The organism is Pseudomonas putida, assembly GCF_001636055.1.
Lineage (GTDB): Bacteria > Pseudomonadota > Gammaproteobacteria > Pseudomonadales > Pseudomonadaceae > Aquipseudomonas > Aquipseudomonas machongensis.
The window spans coordinates 2,729,292-2,745,789 of the sequence record NZ_CP011789.1 but is presented as its reverse complement, the minus strand read 5'-3'; the positions used below and the strand labels follow the sequence as shown (position 1 = coordinate 2,745,789).

Genomic DNA, 16,498 nt, shown 5'->3' with positions numbered 1-16,498 from the left:
CTCCGCGAACACCGGCAACGCCGGTGTCTGCCTCTACCGCGCGCGCCGCGCCTCGTACACCCCCCGGGCGATTGCGCGGGCCACGCAACTGGCCGCCGCCGCGCCGATGCGGCCGACATCCACCTGCCGCCGCGCCCCACTGCTCAATTCGACCTCGCCGCTGGCCAGGGCGAACACGGTGTCGCCATCGAATGGCAGGTGCGCCGGACGCACCGCCATGGCAATGCCATCCTGCCCCATGATCGCCACACGCTTGCACTCGGCAGTGCTCATCCGTGCAGTGCTGGCGATCACCACCAGCGTGGTATTCGCCCCAGCCTGAAGACGCCCCATCGAGTCCAGCCGTGACAGTTCGGGCATCGGGTCGCTGCAATCCTGATCAGCGCGAGGGCGAACACCACCGGCCTCGCCATCGATTTCCCACGGCCAGGCCCAGAAGGTTTCGCCATCGGGCATGTACACCGAACCGATAGGGTTGGCCACCACCAGCGCCGCGACCATCACGCCATCGCCCAGGTCCAGCGATGCCGAACCCAGGCCACCCTGGAGCACACCTGCCATCGCTCCACGCCCGGCGCCCGCCGCGCCAAGGGCGAAATCGGCGGTGCAGTTGCCCAACGCCTCGATCCCCAGCCGCCGGTAAGGCGGCTCCATCCCCCAGCGCTTGTCGCCGCCATTGGCCAGGTCATGCAGCACGGCGGCTGGCACGATGGGAATGGCCGGTGCGCCGGCCTTCAGATGCAAGCCCACACCCTGCGCAGACAAAGCGGCAGCCACCCCGTCCGCCGCGCCCAGCCCGAACACCGAGCCGCCGGCAAACACCAGGGCATGCAACTGCCCCACCATGTTTTCCGGTTCCAGCGCCGCGGTTTCACGCCCACCCGGGCCGCCACCCCGAATATCGACGCTCGCCGTCCATGGGCGTTCGGTACGGATCACCGTGACGCCAGTGGCGACACGCTCATCGAGGGCGTGGCCGACCAGCAGGCCAGGGATGTCGGTGAGCAAGTTGCGCGGTCCGGGGCGTGGCATCGAATGAATTCCTTGAAAGAGGGTTCGTGCCCCGGAGCAAGTGGTGTGCCAATGCCGGCGGTGCTGCCTGGCATCCCATGGCCAGGACGACGTCACTGCGCAAAAACCAACACCTTGGCCAGACACTGCTACAAAAACACCAGTCCACGCCTCGCCCTGATCCCAAACCCTTGTCCAGAAAGGCCTTTTCAGCCTGGCACAGCCCTTGCTCCAGGCTCCGCCACCAGAGCTTGAGCCCGGAGCCACGCGCATTCGGCAACAAGCCGCCTCTGATCTTTTCGCGACGCAGAGCCGTCGCCTTACTCGACAAGGTTGGCCACCCAGCAGGGCGCGAACCGGGGAACACACTGGAGCCTTCGTACATGACTTCTTCACGCCTTACCGGTTTGCGCCGGCCGCGCAAGACCTTCGCCCACAGCCTGCTGTTCCTCGCCCTGTGCGAGGCCGCTGGCGCTGGCAGCCCGTTGCTGGCCGCCGAGAGCAAGAGCGACAACCCGCTGGACACCGTGGTGGTGGTCGGCAACCGCGGCCAGGCGCGCACCCTGGCCGAAAGCCCGGCACCGGTGGATGTCATCTCGTCCAAGCAACTGCTGGCCACCGGGCAGCCTGACCTGACCCGCGCCCTGAGCCGCGTGCTGCCCTCGCTCAACCAGCCTGCATCGTCCGGCTTCGGCTCCACCTCGGTGGTGCGCCCCATCAGCCTGCGTGGCCTGAACGGCGACCAGGTGCTGGTGCTGGTCAACGGCAAGCGTCGCCACAACAGCGCCTTGCTCAATAACGGGACCTACCTCAACTCTGGCTCGCAGCCGGTCGATCTCGACATGATCCCCACCGCCCTGGTCGACCACGTCGAAATCCTGCGCGACGGTGCCTCGGCGCAATACGGGTCGGACGCTATCGGTGGCGTGGTCAACATCGTGCTCAAGCAGACCGACCACGGCGGCAGCCTGAGCACCAGCTATGGTCAGAACTACGAGAACGGTGACGGCGAAACCGTACGCCAGACCGGCAACGTCGGCCTGGCCCTGCCCAACGACGGCTTCATCAACCTGGGCGTGGACATCAAGCACCAGAAGATATCCGACCGATCCGACAATGCGCCTTACACCGACAGCGCCGGCAACACCAGCCTGCAGCACACTTACTACGGCACGGGGTTGCCCGAAGCGCGCAACTTCAGCCTGGGCTACAACGCCGAACTCCCCGTGAGCGATGCGCTGACGCTGTACTCGTTCTCCACCTACACCCGACGCAACTCGGAAAAGCCCCTGGCCTTCCACCAGCCATCGACCTTCGATGGTATCGCCACGCCCTTCCCCGAAGGCATCGAAGACACCCTGCGCTTCATCGAAAACGACTTCCAGGTGGCCTTCGGCGGCAAGGGCAACGTCGCCGGCTGGGACTACGACCTGTCGAGCACCTACGGCCAGGACCACGCCGAAGCGACCCTGCGCCATACCTACAACCTTAGCTACGGCCTCGACTCGCCCACCTCGGTGGACACTGGCGTGAAGACCTTCAGCCAGTGGACCAACAACCTCGACCTGACCCGCGCCTTCGACCTCGGCCTGGCCAAGCCGACGCAGATTTCCTGGGGGCTTGAACAGCGCTACGAGAACTACAAGATCGGCAAGGGCGACTACGCCTCCTATGCCAGCGGCCCGTTCACCACCGGCGCCAGCGGCAACCCGATCGCACCGGGCACCATCTCCGGTGCCGGCACCACACCCGCCGACGCCGCCGAAAAAGGCCGCACCAGCCTGGCCGGCTACGGCGAGATCGGCCAGGACCTGACCGACAAATGGCACGTCGATCTGGCGGGGCGCTACGAGCACTACAACGACGGTTCAGGCACCACCACCAACGGCAAGTTCGCCACCCGCTACCAGCTGACGCCGATTCTCGCTGTGCGCGGCAGTTTCAGCACCGGTTTCCGCGCGCCGTCGCTGGCCCAGCAGATCTACAGCTCGACTTCGCAGAGCAACGTCAACGGCAACCTGTTCGACTACCGCAACGTAGCGGTCGATTCGGCCGTGGCCAAGGCACTGGGGGCCAGCACCCTCAAGCCCGAGAAATCCACCAACTTCGGCCTGGGCCTGACCCTGCAGCCGACCGATGCCACCAGCATCACCCTCGATGCCTACCAGATCAAGATCAAGGACCGCATCGCCCAGACCGGCTACCTTGGCGGCACCCCGCAGATCACTGCGATACTCGCCGCGGCCGGGCTGCCCACCAACCAGTCGGTGACCTACTTCACCAATGCCCTGGACACCACTACCCGCGGCATCGACCTGGTCGGCGACTACCGTCAGGCGCTGGGCGCCTACGGCAGTGTGCGCTACACCCTGGGCTTCAACTGGAACACCACCGAGATCGACGATATCCACGCCTCGCCGGTGGCCCAGCAGGCCCTCGGGCCTACCGGTGGCTATGACCGTCAGCGTCAGGGCAACCTCAAGCACGGCCTGCCCGAATCCAAGCTGCTGCTGGGCGCCACCTGGACCATCGACAAGTTCGAGATCGGCTTGAACCTGACCCGCTACGGCGAGTACACCCAGTACGGGACTACCGAAGCCTTCGACCGCACCTTCTCGCCGACCTGGATCACCGACCTGAACCTGGACTATCACCTCACCTCCAGCCTGACCCTGACCGCAGGCGCCAACAACCTGTTCAACGTCTACCCGGAACGTACCCACCTGCCCAGCAGCTCCGGCGCCTTCCCCTATGGCAACTTCTCGCCTTATGGCACCACTGGCGGCTACTGGTACACCGGCCTGACCTACAACTTCTGACCCACCGCCCTGTCGCCCCGCAGGCGGCAGGGCCCTGCCGAACGCTTGCACGGAGGCTGTCATGACCCGTCGCACCGACCAGCTCAAGCTGGGCGCATTTCTCGCCAACAGCGGTCACCATGTGGCCGCCTGGCGCCACCCCCTGGCCCAGGCCGACGCCAGCCAGGACTTCGAACATTTCAAGGCCATCGCCCGCAGCGCCGAACGGGGCAAGTTCGATGCACTGTTCATTGCCGATGTGGTGGCGCTCTGGGGCCATCACCTCGATGCCTTGAGCCGCACCGCGCGCGCCGAGCACTTCGAGCCGCTGACGTTGATGTCGGCACTGGCGGCGGTCACCGAGCGCATCGGCCTGATCGCCACCGCCACCACCAGCTACAACGAGCCGTACCATATCGCCCGCAAGTTCGCCTCCCTCGATCACCTGTCCAAGGGGCGCGCAGCCTGGAACCTGGTGACTTCGGTGGTTGCCGACGAAGCCTGGAACTTCGGCCGCGAGCAGCACATCGACCACACTGACCGCTACCAGCGCGCCGAAGAGTTCCATGACGTGGTCAAGGGCCTGTGGGACAGTTGGGACGACGATGCCTTCGTCCGCGACAAGGCCAGCGGCCGCTACTTCGACCCGGACAAGCTGCACACCCTGAACCACAAGGGCGCACACTTCTCGGTGCGTGGCCCACTGAACGTGGCTCGCCCACCCCAGGGGCACCCGGTGCTGGTGCAGGCCGGCGCCTCGGAAGCCGGCAAGGCCCTGGCGGCGCGGGTGGCCGAAGTGATCTTCGCCGCACACCACGAGTTGCCCGCCGCCCAGGCCTTCTACCAGGACATCAAGCAGCGTGCTGCAGCCCTGGGCCGCGATCCCGAGCACATCAAGATCCTGCCTGGCGTCACCCCTTTCATCGCCGATACCCGCGAACAGGCCCAGCAGTTGTTCGAACAGTTCCAGGCCCTGATCGACCCGGTGCTGGGCCTGCGCCTGCTGGCCGACACCCTGGGTGAAGACATCGACCTCTCCGGCCACGACCTCGACGGCCCGTTGCCCGACACCCCGCCCGGCCAGCGCGGCAGCCGCCGAGACCAGGTGCTGCAACTGGCCCGGCGCGACAATCTCAGCATCCGCCAGCTGTACCTGCGCCTGGCTGGTGGCAACCCGGTGATCGGCACGCCGAGCGATATCGCCGACAGCTTCGAGCAGTGGTTCCAGGCCCGCGCCTGCGACGGTTTCAATGTGTTCTTCCCCTACTTTCCCGGCGCCATCGACACCTTCGTCGACCAGGTGATCCCGGTGCTGCAGCAACGTGGACTGTTCCGCCTCGACTATGCCGGCAGCACCCTGCGCGAACACCTGGGCCTGCCGCGCCCGGCCAACCGCTTCAGCACGCGGGCCCCGGCATGAAGGCCCTGGCCGGCCTGGTGCTGGCGGCGGGCGTGATCAGTGCATCGCCTGCCCTGGCCCTGAATATCCTGCTGAGCAACGACGACGGCTATCAGCATCCGAACATCCGCGCGCTGTACAGCACCCTCAAGGCCGCCGGACACACCGTGCGCATCGCCGCTCCCAAGAGCGAGCAAAGTGCGCGCGGCGGTGCCTTCTACTACGGACGCGAAGTCAGCATCGGGCGCGACGACGACCCCGCCTACCCCGACAGCTACTTTCTCTCCACCCACGAGCAAGGCCCCTGCACCAGCCCGATCTGTGCCGGCCAGAGCGTCAGCATCGAGATCAGCGCAACACCGGTGATGGCCGTGCTCATGGGCCTGAAGAAGGTCATGCCCGACCCGGACCTGGTGATCGTCGGCCCCAACCCCGGCAACAATGTCGGCGCGATCAACCTCGCCTCGGGCACCTTCAACGCCGCCAGTGCGGCGCTGCAGACCGGCGTGCCGACCCTGGCGGTAAGTACCGACCTCGAGGATCACGACCCTCAGCGCACCGCACGCTTCGTACTGCGCCTGGTGCAGGCGCTGGAGCAACAGCGCCCGGCCGACGGCAAGCTGCTGCCCGCTGGCATCGGCCTCAACATCAATCTACCCGCCGGCAGCGAGGTCAAGGGCATTCGCCTGACTCGCATCGGCCGCTACGTGGGTTTCGACACGCGATACACCGACGACCTGGGCAGTTTCGGCGCAGCGCTTTCCGGTAAACCCGGCATCGGCTTTTCCAGCAGTGCACCCGCCAGCGACACCGAGCAGGACGACGAAGCCGTGTGGCTGGCCAAAGGTTACCTGACCATCAGCCCCTTCAGCGGCCTGCTGCAGTCACCTGCCGCCACACCCGCCCTGCAACGGCTCAGCGCCCTGCCCGCCCCCGAACGAGGACAGACACCATGAGCGGTGGTTTTTCACTGGGTTTTCTCACCCGCGTCTACCAGCCGCGGTTCGACGCCAAGGTCTACCGCGACACCCTGGAGCTGTTTCGCGTTGCCGAGGAGCTCGGCTTCGACAGTGGCTGGGTGGCCCAGCACCATTTCGCCAGCGAACAGGGGCGCCTGCCCTCGCCGCTGGTGCTGCTGTCGGCCATCGCCCAGCGCACCCGGAGAATCCGGCTGGGCACGGCGATCATCGTCTTGCCCCAGGAGCCGCCGCTGCGCCTGGCCGAAGATGCCGCCGTACTCGACCTGCTGGCCGACGGGCGCGTGGAATTGGGCCTGGGTGCCGGCTTTGACCCAGACACGTTCAGCGCCTTCGAACTGAACCCCGAGCAGCGCCACGGCCGCTACGAAGACCACCTGCAACGCTTGCACGATGCCCTCGGCAACGCCGCGCTCAACGACCAAGGGCTGCAACTGCGCCCTGCGGCTCGCGGGCTTGGCCAACGCCTGTGGGAGGCCACCTCACGGGTGGAGCAGGTGGCCGCACGTGGCAACGGCCTGATCATGGCGCCCAACCCGCACCTGCCGGTCGAGGCCGGCGTGGAACTGGTGCAGCGCTATCGTCAGGGCTGGCGCAGCGATCACCTCACGGCCCCGCGCGTGGTGCGGGTGCAAGCGGTATTCCCCGAGGGTGGCGACGACACCGCGCTGCGCCAGGACATCCAGGCCTATGTGCGCCGCCAGCAAACCATCGGTGTGCTCGACGCCTCCCTGGGCGGCGATCTGGGTGCAGTGCTCGAACGCCTCGGCGTGCTGCATGGCAGCTCGACGCAGATCGTCGAGGGGCTGCGCCGTGGCCCACAGCTGGGTGTGCACGACCAACTGGTGGTGCAGGTGCAAACCACCAGTACACCGCTGCGCGAAGCGATCAGGGCCCTGGAAATCCTGCGCCAGCACATCGCACCGGCGCTCGGGTGGCGCCCTGGCGTCGCCATTAACCGACCTCTCGAGGAGCCCGTGCAAGCATGACCTTATCCCCGCAAAAACCCTTCAAGCTGGGCTTTCTCAGCCACGCCTTCGGCGAGGACCCACGGCAGGCCTATCGTGACCTGCTGGAGCAATTCGAAGTGGCCGAGGCCCTGGGCTTCGACGGCGGCTGGATCGCCCAGCACCACCTGAGCAGCGGCTTCGGGCAACTGCCTTCACCCCTGGTGTTGCTGGCCGCGGTAGCCGAGCGCACGCGACAGATCGAGCTGGGCACCGGCGTCATCGTGCTGCCCTTCGAAGACCCGATCCGCCTGGCCGAAGACGCCAGCGTGCTGGACAGCCTCAGCGGCCAGCGGGTGCAACTGGGGCTGGGCAGCGGCGGCGCCAACCTCGACAACTTCACCGCCTTCGGGCTGGATCCAGCACAACGCCAGGCGCACTTCGAAGCCCAGCAACAGCAGTTGCAGCAACTGCTCGAAGGCGCGCCCCTGCACGCCGACCTAAGCCTGCAACCGCCCGCCTGCGGCTTGCGCCAGCGCCTCTGGCACTCCCACGGCAGTGTCGCGGGTGCCGCGTATGCCGCCCGGCAAGGCAACGGCCTGCTGCTCGGCACCGCCACCCACGACCCGCTGACCGTGCAGAAGCCCCTGGCCGACGCCTACCTGCATGCCTGGCGCGATACAACCCGAGCGCCACGTATCGGCGTGGTCCGTGCAGTGTTTCCCGCACACGACCGGGGCAGTGCCCAGGCGGAACTGGCCATCGACATCGAACGGCATGTACCGCGCCTGCGCCGTGAAGGGTTGATCGACGAGGCGCTGGACCTGGACGCGCACCTGCGCCTGATGAACGTGCACCACGGCGCCCCCGACGACATCGTCCACAGCCTGCGCCAGGACCCGGCGCTGCTGGGCTACGTCGACTACCTGATCGTGGTCACCCAGGCCGAAAGCTCGACCCAGGCCCAGGTGCTCGAACGCCTGCGCATCATCGCCGAAGACATCGCACCCGCGCTCGGCTGGCGAGCGAAGCACGGGCTGGCTACTCAGCCGCAGGCGACGGTGGGATGATGGTGACCTCTTTCTGCCGCCCGACGGAGCGTGGTCATGGCCCTTGAATTCAGCTGGCAACTGCCGCTCTGCGGCCCGGCTGCGGCGCCCGGCGGCGTGACAGGCCCCGGGCACTGGATTCAACTGGCCCAGGCGGTCGAATATGCCGGGCTCGATGGCCTGTGGATTCCCGGTGGCGCGCAGTGCCTCGACAGCCTGGGCATAGCCGCAGCGCTGTGTGCACACACCCGCCATGTGCGCTTGACCGTCAGCATACCGCCGCAAGTGATGCTGCCAGCAGCGCTGGCCAGTACAGTGCAGAGCCTGCAGTCGATCAGCGCCAACCGCGTGCGCCTGCACCTGCCAGACAGCGAACAGAACAGCCTGCGCCAGGCGTTCGGCGACTGGCTCAACCGCGACCAGCGCAACGAGCGTATTGGCGAATACCTGGAAATCCTCGGGCGCCTGCTGCGCGGCAGCGACCCGGGCTTCACCTACAACGGTCGCTATTTTCAGCTGGAGAACGCAGGCTTTGCCTGGCGCGACCTGCCCGCACCGCCCATCGTCCTCGACGACAGCCAAAGCCCTGCGCTGATCGCCAGCCACGCCCAGGCCTGCCTGCTGCGCCCGGCGCCACCCGCCTGGCTGCGCCAGGCCATTGCCCGACAGCGCGACGCCAGCCCCGAACCGGCGTTGGCACCGACGTTCGCCTGCACCCTCGGCCTGATACTCGCCGACACCGAAGCGCAAGCCTGGGAAGCCGCCGCCCGCCAACTGCCTGCACCACCCGCCGACGGCGCTGACAGCGTGACGCGGTTGCAACGCGATGGCCACCCGCTACGCCGCTTCGAGGTGCACCCCAACCTGCTGCAGCAGGCCCCCGATCAACCGCTGTACCTGGTGGGCACCGCGCAGCAACTCGCCACCCGCCTGCAAGAGCTGCACGGCGTAGGGATCGAGCATATCGTCATCCAGGGCCAGCCGACGGTCAGCGAGGTGCTGCGCTTCGGCGAGCAAGTCCTGCCCCTGCTGACCCGCAAGGAGAGCGTCTGAGATGTACAAGCCCGCGCACAGGCCGATCGAGATCGACTGGTTCCTGCCCACCAATGGCGACGGCCGTCACCTGACCAGCAGCGGCCTGCCCAAGGTCGGCCTGTTCCAGCAGGGTGAACGCGCGCCGACCCTCGACTATTTGCGCCAGGTGGTACGCGCCGCCGAGCTCGGCAACTTCGACGGCATCATGGTGCCCACCGCCAGCGGTTTCGAAGACCCCTGGCTGATCACGGCCGTGCTGGCCCAGGAGGTACAGCGCCTGCGCTTCCTGCTGACGGTGCGTCCGGGGCTCGAACTGCCCGCCTACAGCGCCCACCGCGCCGCGACCCTGCAGTTGCTCAGCAACGGGCGCCTGGACCTGCATGTGGTCAGCGGATCGAGCCGCTTCGAGCAACGCTCGCTGGGGGATTTTCTCGAGCATGACGAGCGCTATGCACGCACTGCCGAGTTCCTCCAGGTGTTCCAGGCCGTCTGGAGCGGACACGGTCAACCCCATCACGGACGCTACTACCGCAGCGGGGGCGGCAGCCCGATCGCACCTCAGGCAGCAGCACCGGCGATCTATTTCGGCGGCGCATCCAACGCCGCCGAACAGGTGGGCGCAGCCCATGCGCAGACCTACCTGATGTGGTGCGAACCGCCGCAGATGATCGCCGAACGCATCCTGCGCATGCGCGAGCTGGCCGCAACTCGCGGACGCACCTTGCGCTTCGGCTTGCGTTTGCACGTGTTCGCCGCGCCCACCGATGAGCAAGCCTGGGCGCATGTGGAGCGGTTGCTGGAGGAGATCCCCAAGGAAGCCATCGAGCAGGCGCAACTGCAGATGGCCGCCTACGAGTCGGTCGGCCAGTCGCGCCAGACCGGGCTGGTCAAGGGACGTGGACGACGGGCGCGTGAGCTGGAGGTTTCACCCAACCTCTGGGCCGGGGTCGGGCTGGTGCGGGGGGGCGCCGGCACTGCGCTGGTGGGCAGCTACCAGCAGGTCGCCGACCGGATCGAAGCCTACAGCCAACTGGGCGTGGAGTGTTTCGTGCTGTCGGGCTTCCCGCATCTGGAAGAGGCGATTCACCTGGGGGCCGAGCTGGTGCCGTTGTTGCGGCGGATCAGCCCGGCGTGCGGCCCTTGAGCATGCCGTGATTGACCAGCAAGGTGCGCATGGCATTGCGGGTGATGCCCAGCAACGCCGCCGTGCGCAGCTGGTTGAAGCCGCAATAGGCAAACGCTTCGCGCACGATCAGGTCTTCGATGTCGTGCAGCAACGCCTCTCCAGGGACCTCGAACAAGCGCAGCAACTGTTCGCGCATCACCTCCTGGGGCAGCGTGTGCACGTTGCCCGCACTGGTCCTGGCCACACTCAGCCCAGCGGAAAACTTCAGGTGCTCCGGGCGGATCGGCTTGTCGCCGGCCACCAGCAATGCCAGGTGCACAACGTTTTCCAGCTCACGGATATTGCCCGGCCAGGGGTAGTCAAGCAGTGCCTGGGTCGCCGACTCGGAGAGCATCGGTTCACTGATGTTCAAGCGCGCGCTGTAGATCCGCCGAAAGTGTTCCACCAACGGCAGGATGTCGAGGGGCCTTTCGCGCAGTGGCAACACGGCGACCTGGGCGACGTTGATGCGATAGAAGAGGTCCAGGCGAAAGTTGCCCGCCTCCACCGCCTGCTCCAGGTCGACGTTGGTGGCGGTTACCAGGCGGATGTCGATCTTCACGGGCTTGCGCGAGCCGACCCGCACCACCTCCTGCTCCTGCAGCACACGCAACAGCTTGACCTGCAGCGCGAGCGGCAGATCGCCAATCTCGTCGAGAAACAAGGTGCCGCCGTCAGCCTCCTCGAACCAGCCGGGACGACGGCCCGCTGCGCCGGAAAAGGCCCCGGCCTCATGGCCGAAGAACTCGCTTTCGGCGAGAGTTTCGCTGATCGCCCCGCAATTGACCGCCACGAAGGCGCCACGACGGCCGCTGGCCGCATGCAGGTAACGGGCGACCAGCTCCTTGCCGGTGCCGGTCTCACCGTTGATCAGCACGGGCACTTCACTGGGCCCGACCCTTTGCAGAAACTCCAGCAGTTGGCGCGAACGCGGATCGGCGAAGACCAGGGCCTTGGCCCGAATCGACAGGGGATCCTTTTCACCTTGGGGGAAGGTCAGGATCGGGCTCGAATGTCCCTGGGGGCCGCTCATGGCAAGGAGTTCCAGCGTAGGTGGCGATCGGAAAGTGACACTACTTTAGCGAGCCCTGGTTATAACCAGAAATATTTAAAAAGCATTACCTCAAAACTTTTGTTTCTGAGCAGTGGGCGGGATGAAAGAGGTGCTGGCGAGCGGGAAGATCGGGTGCGGTGAATGGGAAGCGAATTGAGCCCGGAACGAAAAAAGACGCCGAAGCGTTTTACATCCGCGCACCTTTCAGGCTCTACAAAGGCCGTTGGTTTATGCACGGAATGTGCTACCCGAAAAAATGAAAAAATGGAAGTAAACGCTATGTTTATTTAGTCGTATATATTTCCCACTCTATAGTTGAAAAATTTACTCGGAATTCGGGCAGCGCCTCCACCCGCCGCCCTGCAGTAGCGTCAATCAGGAGCGACACCACAAGGAGGTTCGATGCTCAACCGAACAGCGGAGGACTGGCAACGTCTGGGCCACCTCTCGACGCTACTCGAAGCGTTGCCCGCGCTGGTGCGCGAGCTAGGGTTTCACTACTACCGTTTCAGCTTTGCAAGCTGCACGCATGCGGTCAGCGCAGGCAATCTGGTAACGGGCTCGGAAGCGATTATTCAGGCCGCGCTGGATTTGCGAGCCCATCACCTGCAGCGCTCAAACATCCCGTTGATCTGGGAGCCCAAGGCGTTCGCTACAGCGCCCTCGCTCTGGGCCCAGGCCCAGCGCCTCGGTCTTCGCCACGGGTGGCTACAGCCTCTGCATGAAGGCGTTGCCCACAGCTGCCTGGCGCTGTTGCGGCCTCACGTCAGCGTGTCTGCTACAGAGCATTATCAGAACGCAGCATCAGCGCTCTGGCTGGGTGAATTCCTCCACCGCACGGCAGCGCAAAGTGATGCAGCGCTCAAGTCCAATCGCGGGTGCGTTTGAACATCCCGCATACACGCGAGATGAGCGCGACCGCGCAAGCCCGAATTTCATGGACTAATTTCTGGACTCAATAAGTCCGGATGCTCATGGATGGGAGTGGCTTTGACTGAAACGAAAAAAGACGCCGAAGCGTCTATTTTCAAGTATCTACAGACTTCCATGGAACTCTGTAGATCGATATTTGGAGCGGGAAACGAGACTCGAACTCGCGACCCCGACCTTGGCAAGGTCGTGCTCTACCAACTGAGCTATTCCCGCTAAATGGCGTCCCCTAGGGGACTCGAACCCCTGTTACCGCCGTGAAAGGGCGGTGTCCTAGGCCACTAGACGAAGGGGACATACCCAACGCTTTTCAGCGCACCAGCTATAAAGCCTTGCGGCTTGCACTGGATTTATTTCCCAGCCCTGCCTCAGGCAGCACCGTGAAAATTGGAGCGGGAAACGAGACTCGAACTCGCGACCCCGACCTTGGCAAGGTCGTGCTCTACCAACTGAGCTATTCCCGCGTCGTGATGGGTGCCATTCTAGCGAACTGCCAGGGAAGGTCAACCCCTTGATTCAAAAAAAGTTTTACTTCTGCTCGGAGCCTTCGCGCAGGTGCGGCCAGGCCGCCAGCAGGTAATGCACCATCGACACCAAAGTCAGGCCTGCGGCCACCAGCAACAGCCCGTAACCGAGTGCGACCCAGAAGGTCAGCACCGGCGGATTGCCCAGCAGAATGACCAGCGCCAGCATCTGCGCGGCGGTCTTCCACTTGCCCAGGTTCGACACCGCCACATGCGCCCTCGCCCCCAGCTCGGCCATCCACTCGCGCAGAGCCGATACCACGATTTCACGCCCGATGATCACCGCTGCGGGCAGCGTCAGCCAGAAGTTGGCGTGCACCTGCACCAACAGTACCAGCGCCACGGCGACCATCAGTTTGTCGGCGACAGGATCCAGAAACGCCCCGAACGGCGTGCTCTGCTGAAGACGACGGGCCAGATAGCCATCGAGCCAGTCAGTTGCGGCGGCGATGGCGAACACGCTGCTGGCGGCTACGTAACTCCAGTGATAAGGCACGTAGAACAGCAGAATGAAGATCGGGATGAGCAGGACGCGTAGAACGGTGAGCAGATTTGGAATATTCATCGGTACGACTGGCTGCGAGTTGAACCCGGCATTCTACTCGCTATGCAGGCTCGCATAAATCGACTCGGCAAGCTTTTTACTGATGCCGGGTGCCTTTGCAATCTCGTCGACACTGGCGCGGTTGAGCTCCTGCAGGCCGCCGAAATGTTTCAGCAAGTCTCGACGGCGCTTCGGTCCGACCCCTGCGACGTCTTCGAGGCTGGACGTACGGCGCGCCTTGCCGCGACGTGCGCGGTGACCAGTGATGGCAAAACGGTGCGCCTCATCACGAATCTGCTGAATCAGGTGCAGTGCCGGAGAGTCGCCCTTGAGGGTGAATTCGTGGGCTACATCGTTGAGATACAACGTCTCGAAGCCGGCCTTGCGGGTCACTCCCTTGGCCACCCCGAGCAAGGTGAGGTCACTCAGCGCCAGCTCCTGCATGACTTCACGGGCCATGTTCAGCTGTCCCTTGCCGCCGTCGACCAACAACACATCGGGCAACTTGCCCTCGCCGTCCTTGATTCGCCCGAAACGGCGAGTCAGGGCCTGGTGCATGGCAGCATAGTCGTCACCGGCGGTGACACCTTCGATGTTGAAACGGCGGTAGTCGGACTTGAGCGGGCCTTCAGGGCCGAACACCACGCACGAGGCCACCGTAGCCTCGCCGCTGGAGTGACTGATGTCGTAGCACTCCAGGCGCTGCGGAACCTCCGGCAGGTTGAGCACCTGAGCCAAGGCCTCGAAACGTGCGGCCATGTGCTGGCGATTGGCCAGACGAGCGTTGAGCGCCTGCTCGGCGTTGGTCACGGCCAGTTGCTGCCAGCGCGCCCGAGTCCCTCGGACTCGGTGACTGATGGCCAGGTCGCGACTGCGCAAGGTCTGTACTGCTTCAGTGATGGCCTGAAAGTCCTCGTGGACCACATTGACGATCAGCTCTCCTGGCAGTTCTCGCTCGGCGTTGCCCAGGTAGTACTGGGAAAGGAAGGCCGCCATCACTTCGGACACCTCCTCCTCGATGCCCACCTGCGGGAAGAAGTTCTTGCTCCCCAGCACGCGCCCGCTGCGGACGCTGATCAGGTGCACACAGGCCCCGCCCGGGTTGACGAAGGCGGCGATGACATCGACGTCACCGGAGCCGCCTTCCATGTACTGCTGGTCCTGGACGCGACGCAACAAGGCGATCTGGTCGCGCAGCTCGGCGGCCTTCTCGAAATTCAGCGCCATGGCGGCCTGCTCCATCTCGGCGTTGAGCTCATTGCCCAACTGCTGGCTACGCCCCTCGAGGAACATCACCGAATGCCGTACGTCTTCGGCATACTCCTCGGGCGTGACCAGGCCGACGCACGGTCCCTTGCAGCGCTTGATCTGGTATTGCAGGCACGGCCGGGTGCGGTTGGCGTAATAACTGTCCTCGCACTGACGCACCGAGAAGGCTTTCTGCAGCAGGCTCAGGCTTTCACGGATCGCCCCGGCGCTGGGATAAGGGCCGAAGTAGCGGCCCTTGGCTTTTTTCGCGCCACGATGTATGCCCAGGCGTGGGAAATCGCCGTCGGAAAGAAAGACGTAAGGGTAGGATTTGTCGTCCCGCAACAAAATGTTGTAGGGCGGACGCCACTCCTTGATCAGCGTCTGCTCGAGCAGCAGCGCCTCGGTCTCGTTCGCGGTAATGGTGGTTTCGACCTGAGCGATGCGCCCCACCAGGGCGGCCGTTTTCGGCGCCAGGCCAGTCTTGCGGAAGTAGCTGGCCAGACGCTTCTTGAGGTTCTTGGCCTTGCCTACGTAAAGCAGCCGGGACTCGGCATCGAACATCCGGTACACGCCTGGGCGACCGCTGCAGGTCGCCAGGAACGCGCTGGCATCAAAGAGTTGGGACATGGGGGATTACAGGCTTGCGTCAACCATACCGTGGCGAACGGCCAGCAATGTCAGTTCGACGTCGCTGGTGACCGAGAGTTTTTCGAAGATCCGATAACGGTAAGTATTGACGGTCTTGGGGGACAGACACAACTTGTCTGAGATGATCTGCACTTTCTGGCAGCCGACAATCATCAGGGCAATCTGGATTTCCCGCTCCGACAGCGCATCGAACGGTGACCCCTGGGGCTGGAACGATTTGAGCGCCAGCTGCTGGGCGATCTGCGGGCTGATGTAGCGCTGCCCCGCGAAGGCCAGACGGATAGCCTGGACCATTTCGTCGAGGCCCGCGCCCTTGGTCAGATATCCCGCGGCGCCTGCCTGCAGCAAGCGCGTGGGAAACGGGTCTTCCTCGCATACGGTGACGGCGACCACTTTGGTATCCGGGTGACTGCGTAGCAATTTGCGCGTGGCTTCCAGGCCACCGATTCCGGGCATCTTGACGTCCATGAGGACTACGTCAGGTTTCAGCTCACGGGCAAGCTTGAGGGCGGCTTCGCCCGAATCCGCCTCGCCGACCACTTGCAGCCCATCGATATCGGCCAGCATGCGCGTGATACCGGTACGCACCAGATCGTGATCATCGACCACAAGTACCCTAATCAAGCAGACACCTCGTCATGGGGGCGATTGGATCCGGCCACCTTAACAAAAAATTTCATCACGAACCTAGCGCAAAGCGTCATTGGCATATGCCTGGCGGTCTGCCCTTCGCAGGCGAGTCTTTTCGTAGCTTTCGTTATCTGCCGCCAGACGCCCGAGCAGGTGCCAGATCGCTGCCCGATCGGCTGAAGTCAGCCGTCGCAACATACCCAGCACGCGGCTCTCATCGCCACTGAGGCATTCCAATGGCGCTGGCGTGCGCAGGCCGCTGAGTACGTACGCAGCATCGACGCCCTTTGCGGCGAGCGCCGCCAGATAATCGATGCGTGGCGTGCGCTCCCCACTTTCGTACTTGCCTTGGGCGTTTGGCTCGACACCCCCGATGTCGCCGAACACTCGCTGGGTCAATCCCAACCGCTCGCGCTCTTCCCTCAAACGCAGACCGAATCCTTTCATTCGACTCCCTTCCTCTCTCGATCAGATAGCCCTGGGCGCGTCCGGCCCCCAGGCGAATAGCCACGAATCCAGTTGGCACTATGCACATT

The 16,498-nt window shown here is 64.7% G+C and carries 14 protein-coding genes and 3 tRNA genes; 8 read left to right on the top strand and 9 right to left on the bottom strand.

The window, feature by feature from the left end:
* Window positions 1-33: 33 nt before the first annotated feature.
* Window positions 34-1,032 (bottom strand): P1 family peptidase, encoded by a 999-nt coding sequence (locus AB688_RS12320; RefSeq protein WP_063544362.1) that lies wholly within the window; start codon window positions 1,030-1,032, stop codon window positions 34-36.
* Window positions 1,033-1,394: 362 nt separating this feature from the next.
* Here AB688_RS12320 and AB688_RS12315 point away from each other — a divergent pair, with 362 nt between their 5' ends.
* From AB688_RS12315 to AB688_RS12285, 7 genes are all read left to right on the top strand, one after another.
* Window positions 1,395-3,830, top strand: coding sequence for a TonB-dependent receptor plug domain-containing protein (locus tag AB688_RS12315; protein ID WP_054892728.1), 2,436 nt, complete (start codon window positions 1,395-1,397; stop codon window positions 3,828-3,830).
* 61 nt (window positions 3,831-3,891) lie between these two features.
* Complete coding sequence (locus AB688_RS12310; protein ID WP_054892727.1) at window positions 3,892-5,229, top strand: LLM class flavin-dependent oxidoreductase; 1,338 nt, start codon at window positions 3,892-3,894, stop codon at window positions 5,227-5,229.
* Window positions 5,226-6,164 carry a 5'/3'-nucleotidase SurE gene (gene surE, locus AB688_RS12305; RefSeq protein ID WP_063544360.1) on the top strand — a complete coding sequence of 313 codons (939 nt, stop codon included), beginning with the start codon at window positions 5,226-5,228 and terminating at the stop codon, window positions 6,162-6,164. Before AB688_RS12310 ends, surE begins: the two co-directional genes overlap by 4 nt.
* Window positions 6,161-7,174 carry an LLM class flavin-dependent oxidoreductase gene (locus AB688_RS12300; protein WP_063544358.1) on the top strand — a complete coding sequence of 338 codons (1,014 nt, stop codon included), beginning with the start codon at window positions 6,161-6,163 and terminating at the stop codon, window positions 7,172-7,174. Before surE ends, AB688_RS12300 begins: the two co-directional genes overlap by 4 nt.
* Window positions 7,171-8,202 (top strand): LLM class flavin-dependent oxidoreductase, encoded by a 1,032-nt coding sequence (locus AB688_RS12295; protein WP_063544356.1) that lies wholly within the window; start codon window positions 7,171-7,173, stop codon window positions 8,200-8,202. The genes AB688_RS12300 and AB688_RS12295 overlap by 4 nt, the downstream gene beginning before the upstream one ends.
* Before the next feature lie 36 nt (window positions 8,203-8,238).
* Window positions 8,239-9,234, top strand: coding sequence for an LLM class flavin-dependent oxidoreductase (locus tag AB688_RS12290; protein WP_063544354.1), 996 nt, complete (start codon window positions 8,239-8,241; stop codon window positions 9,232-9,234).
* Between the two features lies 1 nt (window position 9,235).
* On the top strand, window positions 9,236-10,360 hold the full coding sequence (locus tag AB688_RS12285) for an LLM class flavin-dependent oxidoreductase (protein WP_054892722.1): 1,125 nt from the start codon (window positions 9,236-9,238) through the stop codon (window positions 10,358-10,360).
* Here the strand turns inward: AB688_RS12285 and AB688_RS12280 are convergent.
* The gene (locus tag AB688_RS12280) at window positions 10,338-11,414 is read right to left on the bottom strand and encodes a sigma-54 interaction domain-containing protein (protein ID WP_063544352.1); all 1,077 of its coding nucleotides are present in this window, start codon (window positions 11,412-11,414) and stop codon (window positions 10,338-10,340) included. The two genes, AB688_RS12285 and AB688_RS12280, sit on opposite strands and share 23 nt — an antisense overlap.
* Window positions 11,415-11,837: 423 nt before the next feature.
* On the opposite strand from AB688_RS12280, the gene AB688_RS12275 reads away from it, so the two are divergent.
* Window positions 11,838-12,323, top strand: coding sequence for an autoinducer binding domain-containing protein (locus tag AB688_RS12275; protein ID WP_063544350.1), 486 nt, complete (start codon window positions 11,838-11,840; stop codon window positions 12,321-12,323).
* Between the two features lie 182 nt (window positions 12,324-12,505).
* On the opposite strand, the gene AB688_RS12270 is transcribed toward AB688_RS12275, so the two are convergent.
* From AB688_RS12270 to AB688_RS12240, 7 genes are all read right to left on the bottom strand, one after another.
* A tRNA-Gly gene (locus tag AB688_RS12270) sits at window positions 12,506-12,581 on the bottom strand.
* A gap of 4 nt (window positions 12,582-12,585) precedes the next feature.
* Window positions 12,586-12,661: transfer RNA gene (locus AB688_RS12265), tRNA-Glu, on the bottom strand.
* Window positions 12,662-12,753: 92 nt separating this feature from the next.
* Window positions 12,754-12,829 (bottom strand) — tRNA-Gly (locus AB688_RS12260).
* Between the two features lie 64 nt (window positions 12,830-12,893).
* Window positions 12,894-13,454, bottom strand: a complete 561-nt coding sequence (pgsA, locus tag AB688_RS12255) for a CDP-diacylglycerol--glycerol-3-phosphate 3-phosphatidyltransferase (protein WP_054892720.1) — start codon at window positions 13,452-13,454, stop codon at window positions 12,894-12,896.
* A 33-nt stretch (window positions 13,455-13,487) separates the two neighbouring features.
* A complete protein-coding gene (uvrC, locus tag AB688_RS12250) occupies window positions 13,488-15,311 on the bottom strand; it encodes an excinuclease ABC subunit UvrC (protein WP_054892719.1) in 1,824 nt (607 codons plus the stop codon).
* Between the two features lie 6 nt (window positions 15,312-15,317).
* Window positions 15,318-15,956, bottom strand: coding sequence for a UvrY/SirA/GacA family response regulator transcription factor (uvrY, locus tag AB688_RS12245; protein ID WP_054892718.1), 639 nt, complete (start codon window positions 15,954-15,956; stop codon window positions 15,318-15,320).
* Between the two features lie 63 nt (window positions 15,957-16,019).
* Window positions 16,020-16,409, bottom strand: coding sequence for a helix-turn-helix domain-containing protein (locus tag AB688_RS12240; protein WP_054892717.1), 390 nt, complete (start codon window positions 16,407-16,409; stop codon window positions 16,020-16,022).
* Window positions 16,410-16,498 lie beyond the last annotated feature (89 nt).